We start from the raw sequence: 15,282 nt of genomic DNA, 5'->3' as shown, positions 1-15,282 counted from the left end.
CGCCCGTCCGCGTGGTACCGCCCGGACCGTACGCGTCACCGTCGCGCGCACCCGCACCGCCCGTACCGTGCGCGCCGCCGTCGGCCGGCGCGCGGGTGCCGGGCCATCCGGCCGGTCCCCGCCCCGCTGGCGGCAGCGGCGGCCCCCCTGCCTGCTGCATCCGGTGCCACTCCGTCTCCCTACGAGGTCCCACGGGCTTCCGCGGGCTCTCCCGACCGTCTCGTCCGACCGGCGCCGCCGGGGCCGGGGCGCGGCCGGTCCCGCCCCGCGCCGAACCGTACCCCCGTACCACCGCGGCCACCGCGACCCACCGGGGCGGGTCCGGCCCGGCCGTCACCGGGTGAACGGCCGGGCGCGGCGCGAAGTGCCCTCCTCAGCCGCCGAGTTCCTCGGCGAGCGCCCGCAGCGCCAGCCGGTAGGACCCGATACCGAAGCCCGCGATGGTGCCGCTGGCGACCGCCGCCACCACGGAGGTGTGCCGGAAGGTCTCCCGGGTGTACGGATTGGAGATGTGCACCTCGATGAGCGGCGCCGTCCGCTGGGCGGCGGCGTCCCGCATCCCGTACGAGTAGTGCGTGAACGCGCCGGGGTTGAGCACCACCGGAAGCGAGCCGTCCGCGGCCTCGTGGAGCCAGCGGATCATCTCGCCCTCGTCGTTGGTCTCCCGGACCTCGACATCCAGGCCCAGCTCCGCCCCGAGCGCCCGGCAGCTCTCGACCAGACCGGCGTAGGAGGTGGCGCCGTAGACATCGGGCTCGCGGGAGCCGAGACGGCCCAGGTTGGGGCCGTTGAGCACCAGGACCCGGCGGCTCACGCGGACACCTCCCCGTAGGCGGCGAGCAGCACCGCGGGGTCGGGGCCCTCCAGCACGGCGGGCTTGCCCAGTCCGTCCAGGACGATGAAGCGCAGCAGGTTGCCCCGGGACTTCTTGTCGACCTTCATGGTCTCCAGCAGCCGGGGCCACTGGTCACCGCGGTAGGTCAGCGGCAGACCGACGGCGGACAGCACCGCGCGGTGCCGCTCGGCGGTGGCCTCGTCCAGCCGTCCGGCCAGCCGTCCCAGCTCGGCGGCGAAGACCATGCCGACGGAGACGGCGGCGCCGTGGCGCCACTTGTAGCGCTCGTTCTTCTCGATGGCGTGGGCGAGGGTGTGCCCGTAGTTGAGGATCTCGCGGCGGCCGGACTCCTTGAGGTCACCGGAGACGACCTCGGCCTTGACCCGGATGGAGCGCTCGATCAGCTCGGCGGTGTGCGGCCCGGACGGGGTGCGCGCCGCCTCCGGGTCGGCCTCGATCAGATCCAGGATCACCGGGTCGGCGATGAATCCGGCCTTGATGATCTCCGCGAGCCCGCTGACGTAGTCGTGCACGGGCAGCGAGTCCAGGGCCGCCAGGTCGCAGAGCACCCCGGCGGGCGGGTGGAAGGCGCCGACGAGGTTCTTGCCCTCGGCGGTGTTGATGCCGGTCTTGCCGCCGACCGCCGCGTCCACCATGCCGAGCACGGTGGTCGGCACCGCGATCCAGCGCACCCCGCGCAGCCAGGTCGCCGCGACGAAGCCCGCCAGGTCGGTGGTGGCACCGCCACCGACGCCGACGATGACGTCGGTACGGGTGAAACCGGTCTGGCCCAGCGCCTTCCAGCAGTAGGCGGCGACCTCGGCGGTCTTGGCCTCCTCGGCGTTGGGGAGCTGGATCGCGATGGCCTCGAAACCCTGGTCGGCGAGATCCTGGCGGATGGCCTCACCGGTCTCGGCGAGCGCCTCGGGGTGGAGCACCGCCACCCGCTGGACCCCGCGCCCGATCAGCCCGGGCAGCTCCTCCAGGAGCTGTCGGCCGACCAGCACCTCGTAGGGGTCGGTGCCGTCCGTCCCGCCGACCTGGATACGGGTCACAGACTGATCGGTCATTGGTCCTTCAGCTCCAAAGCGTCGAGGATCGCGTCGGCGACCTCGTCGGGCGTACGTGCGTCGGTGGCCACGGTGACCCGGGCGACCTCGGTGTAGAGCGGACGGCGGGCGTCCATCAGTTCGCGCCACTGACGGCGCGGGTTGACCGCGAGCAGCGGCCGGGCCTGGTTCAGGCCGACGCGCCGGACCGCCTCGTCCACATCGAGCGAGAGGTAGACGACGGGCAGCCCGGTCAGCAGGGCGCGGGTGGAGTCATCGAGGATGGCGCCGCCGCCGAGGGCGAGGACGCCGTCGTGCGCGGCGACCGCGGCACGGACGGCGGCGCGCTCCAGCTCCCGGAAGAACGGTTCGCCCTCGTCCACGAAGATGTCCGCGATCGGGCGGCCCCGCGCGGCGACGATGTCGGCGTCGGTGTCCCGGTAGCCGACCCCGAGCCGCGCGGCGAGCAGCTCGCCGACGGTCGACTTCCCCGAGCCCATGGGCCCGACCAGGACGATCAGCGGACCGCTCACCGGATGTGCAGGTTGTCGAGGTAGGAGCGGACGTTGCGCCGGGTCTCGGTGACGCTGTCGCCGCCGAACTTCTCCGCCACCGCGTCCGCCAGGACCAGCGCCACCATCGCCTCGGCGACGATGCCCGCGGCGGGCACGGCGGCCACATCGGAGCGCTGGTGGTGGGCGGCGGCGGGCTCACCGGTGGCGATGTCGACGGTGGCCAGCGCCCGGGGCACGGTGGCGATGGGCTTCATCGCCGCGCGGACCCGCAGCAGCTCACCGGTGGACATCCCGCCCTCGGTGCCGCCGGAGCGGCCGGAGGTACGGCGCAGCCCCTCGTCCGTGCGGACGATCTCGTCATGGGCCTTCGAGCCGGGCACCCGGGCCAGCTCGAAGCCGTCGCCCAGCTCGACGCCCTTGATCGCCTGGATGCCCATCAGCGCCGCGGCGAGGCGGGCGTCCAGCCTGCGGTCCCAGTGGACATGGGAGCCCAGGCCCACGGGGACGCCGTAGGCGAGGACCTCGACCACACCACCGAGGGTGTCGCCGTCCTTGTGGGCCTGGTCGATCTCGGCGACCATCGCCTCGCTCGCGGCGGGGTCGAGGCAGCGCACGGGGTCGGCGTCGAGCCGCTCGACATCGGCGGGGGTGGGGTAGACACCGTAGGGAGCCTTGGCCGAGGCCAGCTCCACCACATGGGAGACGATCTCGATGCCGGTGGTCTCCTTGAGGTAGGAGCGGGCGACGGCGCCGAGCGCCACCCGGGCGGCGGTCTCACGCGCGCTGGCGCGCTCCAGCACCGGACGGGCCTCGTCCAGGCCGTACTTCTGCATCCCGGCGAGGTCGGCGTGGCCGGGCCGGGGGCGGGTCAGCGGGGCGTTACGGGCGAGGGAGGCCAGCTCGTCGGGGTCCACGGGGTCGGCCGCCATGACCGTCTCCCACTTGGGCCACTCGCTGTTGCCCACCATGATCGCCACGGGGGAGCCCATGGTCAGCCCGTGCCGCACCCCGCCGAGGAAGGTGATCTCATCGCGCTCGAACTTCATCCGGGCGCCGCGACCGTAACCCAGGCGCCGCCGGGCGAGGTGGTCCGCCACCATCTCCGTGGTGACCGGGACGCCGGCGGGAAGCCCCTCCAACGTCGCCACCAGTGCGGGTCCGTGCGACTCTCCCGCCGTCAGCCAACGCAACCTGCTCAACGGTGCTCCTCCTGCTCGCGCCCTGGAACTGCGACGGCGCGACCGGGTGCGCGGCCCTGGCCCGCCTGACCCGATCCTCCCATGTCCGGGGTGGTGCCCCGGCCTCCGGTCCAGTAGACGGACGGGGCGCGGGCGCCGGGGCGGCCCCGAGGGCACGATGGCCGGGGGCGGCCCCGAGGGCGCGCGGACGGGGGCTCAGCGGCCGGGACGGCCTCAGCGCGGCGCGAGCGCGCGCTCCCCCGCCGCCCGCATCACCGCGAGCGGTGCCGGGGCCCGGCCGGTCATCAGCTCCACTTGGAGCACGGCCTGGTGGACCAGCAGGTCAAGCCCGCTGACCACCGCGCCCGACTTCCGGGACCAGGCGTCGGCGAGGGCGGTCGGCCACGGTTCGTACAGCACGTCGAAGAGGGTGCCGGGGGTGTCGGGCACCTCGGTGGCGAGCGCGTCGGTGGTCCCGGCCGGGGTGGTGGCGATCACGAGGGGCTCGCGGAGGGCCGCCGCGGCCCGCGACCAGTCGGCGGTGCGCACCTCGACGCCCAGCCGCTCACCCCAGCCGCGCATCTCGGCGGCCCGCTCGGCGCTGCGCACATAGGCGGTGACCGGCCCGGAGCAGATCCGCGCGAGCGCGGCGAGCGCGGAGGAGGCGGTGGCGCCCGCGCCGAGCACGGCCGCCGAGCCGACGGCGGTGACCCCGCGCTCGCGCAGCGCCGCGAGCATGCCGGGGATGTCGGTGTTGTCGCCGTGGCGGCGGCCGTCGGCGTCGAAGACGACGGTGTTGACGGTCTCCACCGAGGCCGCCGTGTCACTGATCCGGTCCAGCAGCGGGATCACGGCCCGCTTGAGCGGCATGGTCAGCGAGAGTCCGGCCCACTCGCCGCCGAGACCTGCGAGACCGGCGATGAAGCCCGGGAGGGCGGCCTCGTCGACCTCGAAGCGGTCGTAGCTCCAGTGGTCGAGGCCGAGCTCGGCGTAGGCGGCGCGGTGCAGCACCGGGGAGAGGGAGTGGGCGATCGGCGATCCGAGGACCGCCGCCCGGCGTATGGTCGGTTCGCTCACTGGCCGTTCTTCTCCTGCTCTTCCAGATAGCGCTGGCGGGCGCGCTCGTGCTCGTCGTGGGTCTCCGAGAAGACGGTCTCGTTCTCGGTGACGGAGACGAAGTAGTACCAGGGGCCCGGCTCCGGGTTGAGGGAGGAGTCGAACGCCTCCACGCCGGGGTTGCCGATCGGGCCCGGGGGCAGTCCCTGGTAGCGGTAGGTGTTGTACGGGTCCGGGTACTGGCGGACCTTGTCGACGGCGCCGATCGCGAGGGTGCTCTGGCCCTTGAAGTAGTTGACCGTGGAGTCGAACTCCAGCCGCCCCGCCGTCTCGTCGTTGTCGGGCTTGAGCCGGTTGTAGATGACCCGGGCGACCTTGTCGAAGTCCTCTTTGAACTTGCCCTCGGCCTGCACCAGGCTGGCGACCGTCAGCACCTGGAGCGGCGAGTCCAGCCCCAGCTTCTGGGCCTGCGCGGCGATGTCCGCCTGGTGGAACTCGCGGGCCGCCTCGGCGACCATCTTCCGCAGCACGGCCTCCGGCTTCATCCCCTTGGCGATCGGATAGGTGCCGGGGTAGAGGAACCCCTCCAGCGGGTCCTTGATCTTGGTGTTGTCATTGGCCCAGGCGGGCAGGCCCATGGTCTTCGCCTTGGCCTTGGCGACCAGCGCGGTGGTGCCGGGCTTGATCGCCAGACGCTTGTCGATCTCCTTGTAGACGGCGGCGTTGCGCTGGCCCGGGGCGAGGATGAGGTTGTTGCGGCTCTTGGGGTCGAGCATCAGCTTCACGGCCTCCCGGCCGGACATCTCCTTGGCGAGGACGTAGACACCCGCCTGGATGCTCTTGCCGTCGGCCGCCGAGACAAACGCCCCGGCGCTCTTGACGACCCCGGCCTTCTTGAGGATGTCGCCGATCTCCAGCAGTCCCACGTTCTTGGGGACCTCGACCTCGGTGGAGCCGCTGCCCGCGCCCGCGTAGTCGGCGGGCTCGCCGAATCGGCCCTCCCAGAACTGGTAGCCGAAGTAGCCGACACCGCCGAGGGCGCCGACGAGCACCACGGAGACCACCAGACAGGCGACACCGTTGCGGCTCTTCTTCTTGCCCTTGCCCTTGCCCCGGCGCGCGCGCCCGCCGCCCGCCGCGGGCTCCCCGCCACTGTCGTCACCCTCACCGCCGTCACCGCCGTCACCGCCGAAGAAGGCGTGGTCATCGGCGGGGTCGGGGTCCTGGTCGGCCGACTCGGGCGGCCGCGGTTCCGCCTCGGGCTCGGGCTCCGGGCGCCGCCGGTGGGGCGGCTCCGGCGGCGGATAGGCGTCCGGCGTGGCGTAGTAGTCCGCCTCGGACGCCCCTTGCTGACCGGGCGTCCCGCCGTAACCGTCGGTGACGGTGCCGCCGTAGGACATCGCGGTCTGCTGGCCGGTGTCCCAGCCGCCGTTGCCACCGTGGTACGAGGGGTCCTGGCCGTTCTGCGACTGCGCGCCCGGGTGCTGGCCGCCCTGGTGCTGTGCGCCATGTCCGGGGTAGGCGGCCGCCTGCTGCTGCGGATAGTGCCCCTGCTGGCCCATGTACTGCTGCTGGTAGGGGTCCTGCCCGCCATACGCGGCGGGGTCGCCGGGCGCCTGTCCCGGATACGGCTGCTGCCCGCCGGGTGACGGTACGCCGTACGGGGCCGGGCCCCCGGGCGCCTGTCCCGGATACGACTGGTGGCCGTCAGGGGACGGTACGCCGTACGCGGCCGGGTCACCGGGCGCCTGCCCGGGGTACGGCAGCTGGCCACCGGGGACCTGGGGACCGTACGGCGCCTGGCCACCCGGTGTCTGCCCGGGGTACTGCGAGGGATCGGCGGGGTACTGCGCCGGGTCACCCGGCTGCTGGGCCCACTGCTGCTGTTGTTGCTGCTGGCCGTTCCATCCCTGGTCGCCGTAGAGGGGGTCGTTCGGATGCCACGGTTCGGAGCCGGGGCCCCGGCCATATTCAGTCATCGATCGATCCCCTCGGGCCGCGAGTGGGGCGGAGTACCGACCCGTCGTCGTGCTCGGCGGCCGGAAACCTTCCGGCCGCCGTATCGCGCGGAACGTTACCGTATCGCGATCACACAACCACTTCGACGGACTCGCCCGGCGGGAGATCAGACGCCCGTTCGGACTCCAGAGCGTTCTGAAGGATCACCACAGCGGCAGCCTGGTCGACGACAGACCGGCCCTTTTTGGACTTCACACCGGAGGCACGCAGCCCCTGGGTGGCCGTGACTGTGGTCATCCTCTCGTCCACCAGCCGCACCGGGACCGGGGCGATCCCGCGCGCCAGCTCCCCGGCGAAGGCCCGCACCTTCTTGGCGGCCGGGCCCTCCCCGCCGCTCAGCGAGCGGGGCAGCCCCACGATGACCTCCAGCGGCTCGTACTCCCCGACCAGGAGCCGGATCCTGCGGTGGGCGGCCGGGACATCACGTCCCGGCACGGTCTCCACCGGTGTCGCGAGGACCCCGTCGGGGTCGCACGAGGCGACCCCGATCCGGGCGTCCCCGACGTCGAGCGCGAGACGGCGACCGCGCCTCACGAGGTCTCGGCCACCAGTCGCTCGACGGCCGCGATGGCGTCGTCGATGGCGGCCGGGTTCTGACCGCCGCCCTGGGCGACGTCCGGCTTGCCGCCACCGCCGCCACCGAGGGTCTTGGCGGCGGCGCGCACCAGCTCACCGGCCTTGAGCCCGCGCTCACGCCCGGCCTCGTTGGTGGCGATGACGGTGAGCGGACGGTCGTTGGCCACGGTGAAGAGCGCCACCACGGCCGGACGGTCGCCGGGGATACGGCCCCGGACGTCCAGCACCAGCTTGCGCAGATCGTCGGCGGTGGTGCCGTCCGGGACCCGGCCGGTCACCAGGGCCACCCCGCGCACGTCCCGAGCGCCCTCGGCCAGCCCGGCGGCGGCCTGGAGCACCTTCTCCGCGCGGAAGCGCTCGATCTCCTTCTCCGCGTCCTTGAGCTTGGCGAGCATGCCGGAGATCTTCTCCGGCAGTTCCTCGGGACGGCCCTTGACCAGCTCCTGGAGCTGGGCGACGACCGTGTGCTCCTTGGCGAGGAAGTTGTACGCGTCCACACCGACGAGGGCCTCGATCCGGCGCACACCGGAGCCGATGGAGGACTCGCCGAGCAGCTTCACCAGCCCGAGCTGGGCGGTGTTGTGGACATGCGTACCGCCACACAGCTCCTTGGAGAAGTCACCGATGGTGACGACCCGGACCCGCTCGCCGTACTTCTCGCCGAACTCGGCGATGGCGCCCGCCTTCTTGGCCTCGTCCAGGCTCATGATCTCGGCCTGGACGTCCAGCTCACGGGAGAGGACCTCGTTGATCCGCTGCTCCACGTCGACGAGGACCGTGCCGGGCACGGCGGCCGGCGAGCCGAAGTCGAAACGGAAGCGGCCCGGCGAGTTCTCCGAACCGGCCTGGGCGGCCGTCGGGCCGAGCGCGTCCCGCAGCGCCTGGTGGGTGAGGTGGGTGGCGCTGTGGGCACGGGCGATGGCCCGGCGGCGCGTGACGTCGATCGCGGCATAGGCGGAGGCACCCACGGTGACCTCGCCGACCTGCACCGAACCCTTGTGCACGGAGACACCGGGCACCGGCTGCTGGACATCGCGGATCTCGATGACGGCGCCGGAGTCCAGCCGGATCCGCCCCTGGTCGGCGAGCTGGCCGCCCCCCTCGGCGTAGAAGGGGGTGCGGTCGAGGACGACCTCGACCTCGTCGCCCTCGGTGGCGGCGGGGGAGGGCACACCGTCGACGAGCAGTCCGACGACGGTGGACTCGCCCTCGGTGGTGAGATAGCCGGTGAACTCGGTGGTGCCGGAGGTGTCGGCCACCTCGCGGTAGGCGGAGAGGTCGGCGTGGCCGGTCTTCTTGGCCCGGGCGTCGGCCTTGGCCTTCTCCCGCTGCTCCTTCATCAGACGGCGGAAGCCGTCCTCGTCCACGGAGAGCCCCTGCTCGGCGGCCATCTCCAGGGTGAGGTCGATCGGGAAGCCCCAGGTGTCGTGGAGCAGGAACGCCTTGTCACCGGGGAGGACGGCGCCACCGGCGCTCTTGGCCTCGGTGATGGCGGTGTCGAGGATGTTCGTGCCGGCCTTCAGCGTCTTGAGGAAGGCGGCCTCCTCGGCGAGCGCGACGGTCTCGATCCGGGAGCGGTCGGCGACCAGTTCGGGGTACTGCTCGCCCATGGTCCGGATGACGACGTCGACCAGCTCGGCGACGACGGGCCCGGTCGCGCCCAGCAGGCGCATATTGCGGATGGCGCGGCGCATGATGCGGCGCAGCACATAGCCACGGCCCTCGTTGCCGGGGGTGACACCGTCGCCGATGAGCATGACCGAGGTACGGATGTGGTCGGCGACCACGCGCAGCGAGACGTCCGAGGTGTGCTCGGCGCCGTAGCGGACGCCGGTGAGCTCGGTGGCCTTGTCCATGACGACCTGGAGCGTGTCCGTCTCGTACATGTTCTGGACGCCCTGGAGGATCATGGCGAGGCGTTCGAGACCGAGACCGGTGTCGATGTTCTTGGAGGGCAGCTCACCGAGGATCGGGAAGTCCTCCTTACCCGAGCCGGGACCGCGCTCGTACTGCATGAAGACCAGGTTCCAGATCTCCACATAGCGCTCGTCGTTGACGGCGGGGCCGCCCTCCTCGCCGAACTCGGGACCCCGGTCGTAGTTGATCTCGGAGCAGGGACCACAGGGGCCGGGGACGCCCATCGACCAGAAGTTGGGGCCCATGCCCAGGCGCTGGATCCGCTCGGCGGGCACGCCGACCACATCGCGCCAGATGCGCTCGGCCTCGTCGTCCTCCTTGTAGACGGTGATCCACAGGCGCTCGGGGTCGAGGCCGTAGCCGCCATCGGCCTGGGAGGAGGTGAGCAGCTCCCAGGCGAGCTTGATGGCGCCCTCCTTGAAGTAGTCACCGAAGGAGAAGTTGCCGCACATCTGGAAGAACGTGCCGTGCCGGGTGGTCTTGCCGACCTCCTCGATGTCCGGGGTGCGGACGCACTTCTGCACGCTGGTGGCGCGGGGGGCGGGCGGCTTGGTCTCACCGAGGAAGTACGGCTTGAAGGGGACCATGCCCGCGTTGACCAGGAGCAGAGTCGGGTCGTCCGCGATGAGCGACGCCGAAGGGACGACGGTGTGCCCGCGCTCCTCGAAGAAGCTCAGCCAGCGGCGGCGGATTTCAGCCGACTCCATCAGTGGTCCTCATTCCGGTTGTAAGAGTGGGAGGGAAGCGTACGGGGGGCGCGCCCGATCGCGGGGCGCCGGCGCTGTGCGGGCAGTTCCGGGTCGGGGTCGGCATGGGTACCGAGTGCCTCTGCCAACTCGTGCTCACGCTGGATCATTCCGGCCCGGACGTCGAGCGCGAACTCGCGCACCCGGTGGCCCGCGTCGACCGCCCGGTTCGCCGCCTGTGCGGCCAGCGACTCGGGGGTGAGCTGCTTGAGCTTGTTGTTGACCTTCGTGGTCGCCCAGACGCCTGCGGCGGCGCCCGCGGTGAACCAGAACGCTCGGCGGAACATGGTCGTCAGCCCTTCTTGCTGCCCCATCGGCGCCGGTCACCACGTGCGAAGGGCACGGACCGGCCGACGAGGACCGTACGGCGGGTGCGCTCCCGGGGGGCGGGGGCGTCTTCGGCCCCACGGCCCATCGCCCGGCGCACCCCGTAGCCGAAGGCCGCGACCTTCACCAGGGGCCCGCCGAAGGTGGACGCGACGGTCGTGGAGAGCGCGGAGGCGTTGGAGGTGACCTCCTGGACATCGGTAGCGATGGCGTCGACCCGCGCCAGCTGCGTCTGGGCGGACCGGACCGTCTCGGAGGCGTCCGCCAGCAGCGGAACCGCCTGCTCGGTCACCTCGGCCACGAGCCGGGTGGTCGCCCTGAGCGTCTGGGCCAGCCTCGCCAGCACCACGGCGAGGAAGGAGACCAGAATCGCCCAGAAGACGGCCACCAGGATCCCGGCAACCTCTCCACCGGTCACACCGCACCGCTCTCTGCTCGTCGCTGAAGGGCATCCACGACCCGGAAAACCCCTGAGGAAACCCTATCGCGCCCGGCCCGCGCCCCCACACCGCATAACCCGCGCCCGCGGGGTGCGGTACGGAGGAGCAAGGATCCGTTCCTGGCGCGCCTCAGCACCGGGAGCCCCGGAGCCCACGGGCCACTGCGTCCCCCCGGGACCCCGGGGGAACGCAGCGGCCCGCCGCCTCCCGCCGCGTTCCCATGAGGAAGGCGGCGGGGTGACGACGGGCCGAGGTGCGCGTGACCGCGCCCGGATCAGCGGGCGTAGTACTCGACGACCAGCTGCTCGTCGCAGATCACGGGGATTTCCTTGCGGTTCGGGTCGCGGTCCAGGCGGAAGGCCAGGGCCTTCAGGTTGACCTGGAGGTAGCGCGGGGTCTCACCGTCGGCGGCGAAGCCACCCTCGCGGGCCACCTGGAAGAGGGTCTTCTCGCGGGAGCGCTCACGGATGGTGATGACGTCGTCCGGACGGACGCGGAAGGACGGCTTGTCGACCTTGCCGCCGTTGACCTCGACGTGGCCGTGGACGACCATCTGGCGGGCCTGGTAGATGGTGCGGGCGATGCCCGAACGCAGCACCAGGGCGTCCAGACGACGCTCCAGCTCGACGACCAGGGCCTCGCCCGTCTTGCCCTCGGCCTTGCGGGCGCGGTCGTAGGCGCGGACCATCTGGCGCTCGCTGATGTCGTACTGCGCGCGCAGCCGCTGCTTCTCCAGCAGACGGACCTTGTAGTCCGAGTTCTGCTTGCGGCCACGGCCGTGCTCGCCCGGCGGGTAGGGGCGGGCCTCGAAGTACTTGACGGCCTTCGGCGTCAGCGCGATACCGAGCGCACGGGACTTCTTGACCTTGGGACGCGACTGGTTAGGCACGTTCTCCAGACCTCCGATATAGGTTAGGTTAGGCTCACCTTACTCAAGGAGATCGCATGTCTCGCCCAGGGAACACCAAGCGCGTCACGGACAGCACGACAGAACTCGCCGCGACTCAGGGCGGCGAAGTGACGGAGGTCCGATCAGCTCATGGTCAGCCGCGTCCCAGCGGGCTTGAAATCACTCGGATGCCGTCAGCAGCCGAGCGCACACGAACTCTCGTACAGGGTACATGCTCCGCGGTGCTGCTCATTCCCGGTGTCTCCGTGACCAGGCCGGACCAGCTGGCGCCCCGGGACCGGGTCGTGGACGACGACGGCGAGATCCGGCTGCGCTACCCGGCCGACTCCCCGGCCGTCCGCGCGGCGGCCCACGCCCAGGACGACGAACTGACCGCCGTGCTGGAGCTCACCGATGTGGCGCCGGTCTCCGTGCCGCACCGGATCCGGGGGCGGGCCTGGGTGACGGGCTGGCTCACCCGTGTCCCCGACACCGGCCACACCGAGCCCGGCACCGCGGAGCTCCGGCTCCATGTGGGCGAACTGTACGTGGACGATCTGTGGGGCGCCGCCTCCGTGGACCCCGAGGAGTTCACCCGGGCCACGGCCGACCCACTGGTCGCCCATGAGACCGAGCTGCTCCAGCATCTGCACGCGGCGCACGCCGACCGGCTCCAGGAGCTGTGCGGACTGCTGGGCGAGCGCGCGGAGAGCGCCCAGGCCGCGACGGGCACCACGGTCCAGCGCGCGGTACCGCTGGCACTGGACCGGTTCGGGCTGCGGATCCGCTTCGTCGGCCACGGCTGCTTCGACGCCCGGTTCGACTTCCCGGAGCCGGTCGGGGACATCACCGGACTGCGCCGGGCCATGCGCACCCTCTTCGACGCCGCCGCCCGCTGAACCGCCGGACCCGGCTGGTCCATCCGGGGCGGCCGGGCCTCACGAGGGGCGCAGTCGCTCCCGTACCTTCTCGACCACATCGGCGTAGCGCGCCTCAGCGCCATAGCGGGTGGGTTCGTAGTAGCGCTTGCCGTGGATCGCGTCCGGGGCGTACTGCTGGGCGGCGATGGCGCCGGGGACGTCATGGGGATAGACATAGCCCGTGGCATGCCCCAGCTTGGCCGCGCCCTGGTAGTGGCCGTCGCGCAGATGGGCCGGGACGGGACCGGCCAGGCCCGCGCGGACATCGGCCAGGGCGGCGCCGATCGCGGTGGTGGCGGTGTTGGACTTCGGGGCCAGCGCCAGCGCGATGGTGGCGTGGCTGAGTGTGAGCGCCGCCTCGGGGAAGCCGATCAGGGCGACGGCCTGCGCGGCCGCGACCGCCGTGGGCAGGGCGGTCGGGTCGGCGAGGCCGATGTCCTCACTGGCGGAGATCATCAGCCGTCGCGCGATGAACCGCGGGTCCTCACCCGCCTCGATCATCCGGGCCAGATAGTGCAGCGCGGCGTCCACGTCGGAACCCCGGATGGACTTGATCAGGGCGCTCGCCACGTCGTAGTGCTGGTCGCCGTCGCGGTCGTAGCTCACGGCGGCGCGATCGACCGTCTCCTCCACGGTCGCCAGGGAGATCTCCTCCTCCCCCTTGTCCAGCGCGGCACCGGCCGCCGCCTCCAGCGCCGTCAGCGCCCGCCGGGCGTCACCGCCCGCGATCCGCAGCAGATGCGATGCGGCGTCCCCGGCGAGGGTCAGCGCCCCGCCCAGTCCCCGCTCCTCGGTCAGCGCCCGGCTCATCAGCCCGCGCAGGTCGTCGTCGGTGAGCGGCTCCAGCGTCAGCAGCAGCGAGCGGGAGAGCAGCGGGGAGATCACCGAGAAGTAGGGGTTCTCGGTGGTGGCGGCGATCAGGGTGACCCAGCGGTTCTCCACGGCGGGGAGCAGGGAGTCCTGCTGGGCCTTGGAGAAGCGGTGGATCTCGTCGAGGAAGAGGACGGTCTCCTTGCCGAAGCCACCCGCAGCCCGCCGGGCCCCTTCGATCACCGCACGGACCTCCTTGACCCCGGCGGTGATCGCGGACAGTTCCACGAAGCGCTTGTTGGTCGCCTTGGAGACCACATAGGCCAGGGTCGTCTTGCCGATGCCCGGCGGCCCCCAGAGGATCACCGACGAGACCCCGGCCGGTCCCCCGGCCCCCTCCCCCACCAGGCGCCGCAGCGGGGAGCCCGGCTTGAGGAGATGGCGCTGACCGACGACCTCGTCGAGGGTGCGCGGACGCATCCGGACCGCCAGGGGGCTGCTGGTCGGATCCTTCTCCTGGCGTTCTTCCGCCGCTGCGGTAAAGAGGTCGGGCTCCACGTACCGCAGCCTATGCCAGGGCACTGACAACGCCCCGCCCGCGCCCGGCGCCGGTACGCGGAGGGGCCCGCCGTCTCCGTACGCTCAGCGCTCTCGGCGCGGTACGGGGATGGCGGGCCCCTCATCGACGGCGTGGGGCGCGCTCAGCTGGTCCAGAAGTCCCACCAGCGGGTCAGGACCAGCATGCCGATGATCCCGATCCAGAGCACCGGCGGCATCCAGTGGAACTCCAGCAGGGCGCCCCGCACCCCCTCGGGAACCCGGATGATCCGGTGGCGGATGTTGTGCGTGGTCACGTAGCAGAACATCACGATCGTCGCGGCCCAGGCGAGCGAGCACCACAGGCACAGCGCGTTGATGTTGTAGAGCGACTGGTACATCAGCCAGGTCACGAAGCCGACGCCGAAGAGACAGCCCGCGTTGAGCCCCAGCCAGTACCAGCGCCGGAAGCGGGCGCCCGACAGCAGGGCCATCCCGATGGCGATCACCATCGAGTAGGTCACCATGCCCAGCAGCGGGTTGGGGAAGCCGAAGACGGCCGCCTGCTCGCTCTTCATGATGCTGCCGCAGGAGACCACGGGGTTGAGGCTGCACCCCGGGGTGAAGGAGGGGTCCTCCAGCAGCTTGAACTTGTCCAGGGTGATCACCCAGGAGGCCAGCAGCCCGGCCGCGCCGGTGATCACCAGCAGCCAGGAGAAGGCCCGTCCGGCGCCGACCGCGCCACCGGGTCCGCCCGTCCCGCCGTCGGTCCGCTCGCTGGATGACACCTCGTCCACCGCCGCTGTCGTCATGTGGCCTTCCCTCGCTCTGAAGCTGCCTCGGGGCCCGCTGGGGCACGGTCATTCTGCCCCACCTCGCCCGGTCTCCACCGTTCGCTGGAGATAAGGACGGGCGGCCGGACGGGGTCCTCCCCGGCGCCGCGCGACGGCCTCGGCCGCCCCCGCGGACCGGCGGGATCGAGGCGGAACGGGCGCGCGGAGCACCGCCGGGACACCTCGCGCTCCGGGCGGCGGACGGCGCCGTCGCGGGCGTTCCCCGAGGTGAGGAGGTCAGCACTCCCCCCGGCCTGAGAGCACCGGACGGGAGCGGCGGCGGGGGCGCGGCGGCGGTGGGCTCCCGGCGGGCGGCCGACCGGCACGGGCGTCCCCGGAGCGGGACCGTCTGCCCGGATGAACCGGCGCCTTCCCTGTTGACGGTCCGGCTCCCGTCTCGCTGACAGTCCGGCTCCCGCACCTCTCCGTCACGCCGGACGGGAACGAGCGGGCACGGCAGGAGCCCACACGGACGCCCGCTCCGGCCGCCGGCGCGGCCGGGGATCGGCGGGCCCGGCACGCGGGACCCGGGTCGCCCCCGCGAGCCAGGGACACCGCCGCCGTATCCGGGGAGATGGGCCGGAGCCGCCGAGCGCCTCAGGCCGGGCGGGGCCCGGGTGACAGCGGGGCCCGGG

The 15,282-nt window shown here is 72.3% G+C and carries 14 protein-coding genes; 1 reads left to right on the top strand and 13 read right to left on the bottom strand.

Features of this window, described 5'->3' with window-relative positions; all coding sequences use genetic code 11:
* Nucleotides 1-373: 373 nt before the first annotated feature.
* From aroQ to rpsD, 11 genes are all read right to left on the bottom strand, one after another.
* A complete protein-coding gene (gene aroQ, locus ACFVIM_RS09610) occupies nucleotides 374-814 on the bottom strand; it encodes a type II 3-dehydroquinate dehydratase (protein ID WP_384300118.1) in 441 nt (146 codons plus the stop codon).
* Nucleotides 811-1,905: a 3-dehydroquinate synthase gene (aroB, locus tag ACFVIM_RS09605; protein WP_384300117.1), complete on the bottom strand. Its 1,095-nt coding sequence runs from the start codon at nucleotides 1,903-1,905 to the stop codon at nucleotides 811-813. Before aroB ends, aroQ begins: the two co-directional genes overlap by 4 nt.
* A complete protein-coding gene (locus tag ACFVIM_RS09600; protein WP_384300116.1) occupies nucleotides 1,902-2,417 on the bottom strand; it encodes a shikimate kinase in 516 nt (171 codons plus the stop codon). The genes aroB and ACFVIM_RS09600 overlap by 4 nt, the downstream gene beginning before the upstream one ends.
* Entirely contained in the window at nucleotides 2,414-3,598 is a 1,185-nt protein-coding gene (gene aroC, locus ACFVIM_RS09595) for a chorismate synthase (RefSeq protein ID WP_384300115.1), read from the bottom strand. The genes ACFVIM_RS09600 and aroC overlap by 4 nt, the downstream gene beginning before the upstream one ends.
* 213 nt (nucleotides 3,599-3,811) lie before the next feature.
* Nucleotides 3,812-4,654 carry a shikimate dehydrogenase gene (locus ACFVIM_RS09590; protein WP_384300114.1) on the bottom strand — a complete coding sequence of 281 codons (843 nt, stop codon included), beginning with the start codon at nucleotides 4,652-4,654 and terminating at the stop codon, nucleotides 3,812-3,814.
* Nucleotides 4,651-6,612, bottom strand: coding sequence for an endolytic transglycosylase MltG (gene mltG, locus ACFVIM_RS09585; RefSeq protein ID WP_384300113.1), 1,962 nt, complete (start codon nucleotides 6,610-6,612; stop codon nucleotides 4,651-4,653). The genes ACFVIM_RS09590 and mltG overlap by 4 nt, the downstream gene beginning before the upstream one ends.
* 109 nt (nucleotides 6,613-6,721) lie before the next feature.
* Nucleotides 6,722-7,186: a Holliday junction resolvase RuvX gene (gene ruvX, locus ACFVIM_RS09580; protein ID WP_384300112.1), complete on the bottom strand. Its 465-nt coding sequence runs from the start codon at nucleotides 7,184-7,186 to the stop codon at nucleotides 6,722-6,724.
* On the bottom strand, nucleotides 7,183-9,852 hold the full coding sequence (alaS, locus tag ACFVIM_RS09575; RefSeq protein ID WP_384300111.1) for an alanine--tRNA ligase: 2,670 nt from the start codon (nucleotides 9,850-9,852) through the stop codon (nucleotides 7,183-7,185). Before alaS ends, ruvX begins: the two co-directional genes overlap by 4 nt.
* Nucleotides 9,852-10,178, bottom strand: coding sequence for a DUF6167 family protein (locus tag ACFVIM_RS09570; protein WP_384300110.1), 327 nt, complete (start codon nucleotides 10,176-10,178; stop codon nucleotides 9,852-9,854). Before ACFVIM_RS09570 ends, alaS begins: the two co-directional genes overlap by 1 nt.
* A 5-nt stretch (nucleotides 10,179-10,183) precedes the next feature.
* Nucleotides 10,184-10,636, bottom strand: coding sequence for a DUF948 domain-containing protein (locus ACFVIM_RS09565; RefSeq protein WP_384300109.1), 453 nt, complete (start codon nucleotides 10,634-10,636; stop codon nucleotides 10,184-10,186).
* Nucleotides 10,637-10,932: 296 nt separating this feature from the next.
* Nucleotides 10,933-11,547 (bottom strand): 30S ribosomal protein S4, encoded by a 615-nt coding sequence (gene rpsD, locus ACFVIM_RS09560; RefSeq protein WP_384300108.1) that lies wholly within the window; start codon nucleotides 11,545-11,547, stop codon nucleotides 10,933-10,935.
* A 188-nt stretch (nucleotides 11,548-11,735) separates the two neighbouring features.
* Between rpsD and ACFVIM_RS09555 the strand changes: the two genes are divergently transcribed.
* Nucleotides 11,736-12,446, top strand: a complete 711-nt coding sequence (locus ACFVIM_RS09555; RefSeq protein WP_384300107.1) for a DUF2470 domain-containing protein — start codon at nucleotides 11,736-11,738, stop codon at nucleotides 12,444-12,446.
* 39 nt (nucleotides 12,447-12,485) lie between these two features.
* Here the strand turns inward: ACFVIM_RS09555 and ACFVIM_RS09550 are convergent, their stop codons facing one another.
* On the bottom strand, nucleotides 12,486-13,835 hold the full coding sequence (locus ACFVIM_RS09550; RefSeq protein WP_384300106.1) for a replication-associated recombination protein A: 1,350 nt from the start codon (nucleotides 13,833-13,835) through the stop codon (nucleotides 12,486-12,488).
* 143 nt (nucleotides 13,836-13,978) lie between these two features.
* Nucleotides 13,979-14,626: a vitamin K epoxide reductase family protein gene (locus tag ACFVIM_RS09545; RefSeq protein WP_384300105.1), complete on the bottom strand. Its 648-nt coding sequence runs from the start codon at nucleotides 14,624-14,626 to the stop codon at nucleotides 13,979-13,981.
* Between the last annotated feature and the right edge of the window lie 656 nt (nucleotides 14,627-15,282).

This window comes from Streptomyces sp. NPDC057638 (assembly GCF_042800315.1).
Taxonomy (GTDB): domain Bacteria; phylum Actinomycetota; class Actinomycetes; order Streptomycetales; family Streptomycetaceae; genus Streptomyces.
This window is presented reverse-complemented; position numbering and strand designations above follow the sequence as displayed.

Coding starts and splice junctions, on each gene's coding strand:
- ACFVIM_RS09545 (WP_384300105.1), bottom strand. CDS start 14,626: ATGACGACAGCGGCGGTGGACGAGGTGTCATCCAGCGAGCGGACCGAC.
- mltG (WP_384300113.1), bottom strand. CDS start 6,612: ATGACTGAATATGGCCGGGGCCCCGGCTCCGAACCGTGGCATCCGAAC.
- ACFVIM_RS09570 (WP_384300110.1), bottom strand. CDS start 10,178: ATGTTCCGCCGAGCGTTCTGGTTCACCGCGGGCGCCGCCGCAGGCGTC.
- alaS (WP_384300111.1), bottom strand. CDS start 9,852: ATGGAGTCGGCTGAAATCCGCCGCCGCTGGCTGAGCTTCTTCGAGGAG.
- ACFVIM_RS09555 (WP_384300107.1), top strand. CDS start 11,736: ATGCCGTCAGCAGCCGAGCGCACACGAACTCTCGTACAGGGTACATGC.
- aroB (WP_384300117.1), bottom strand. CDS start 1,905: ATGACCGATCAGTCTGTGACCCGTATCCAGGTCGGCGGGACGGACGGC.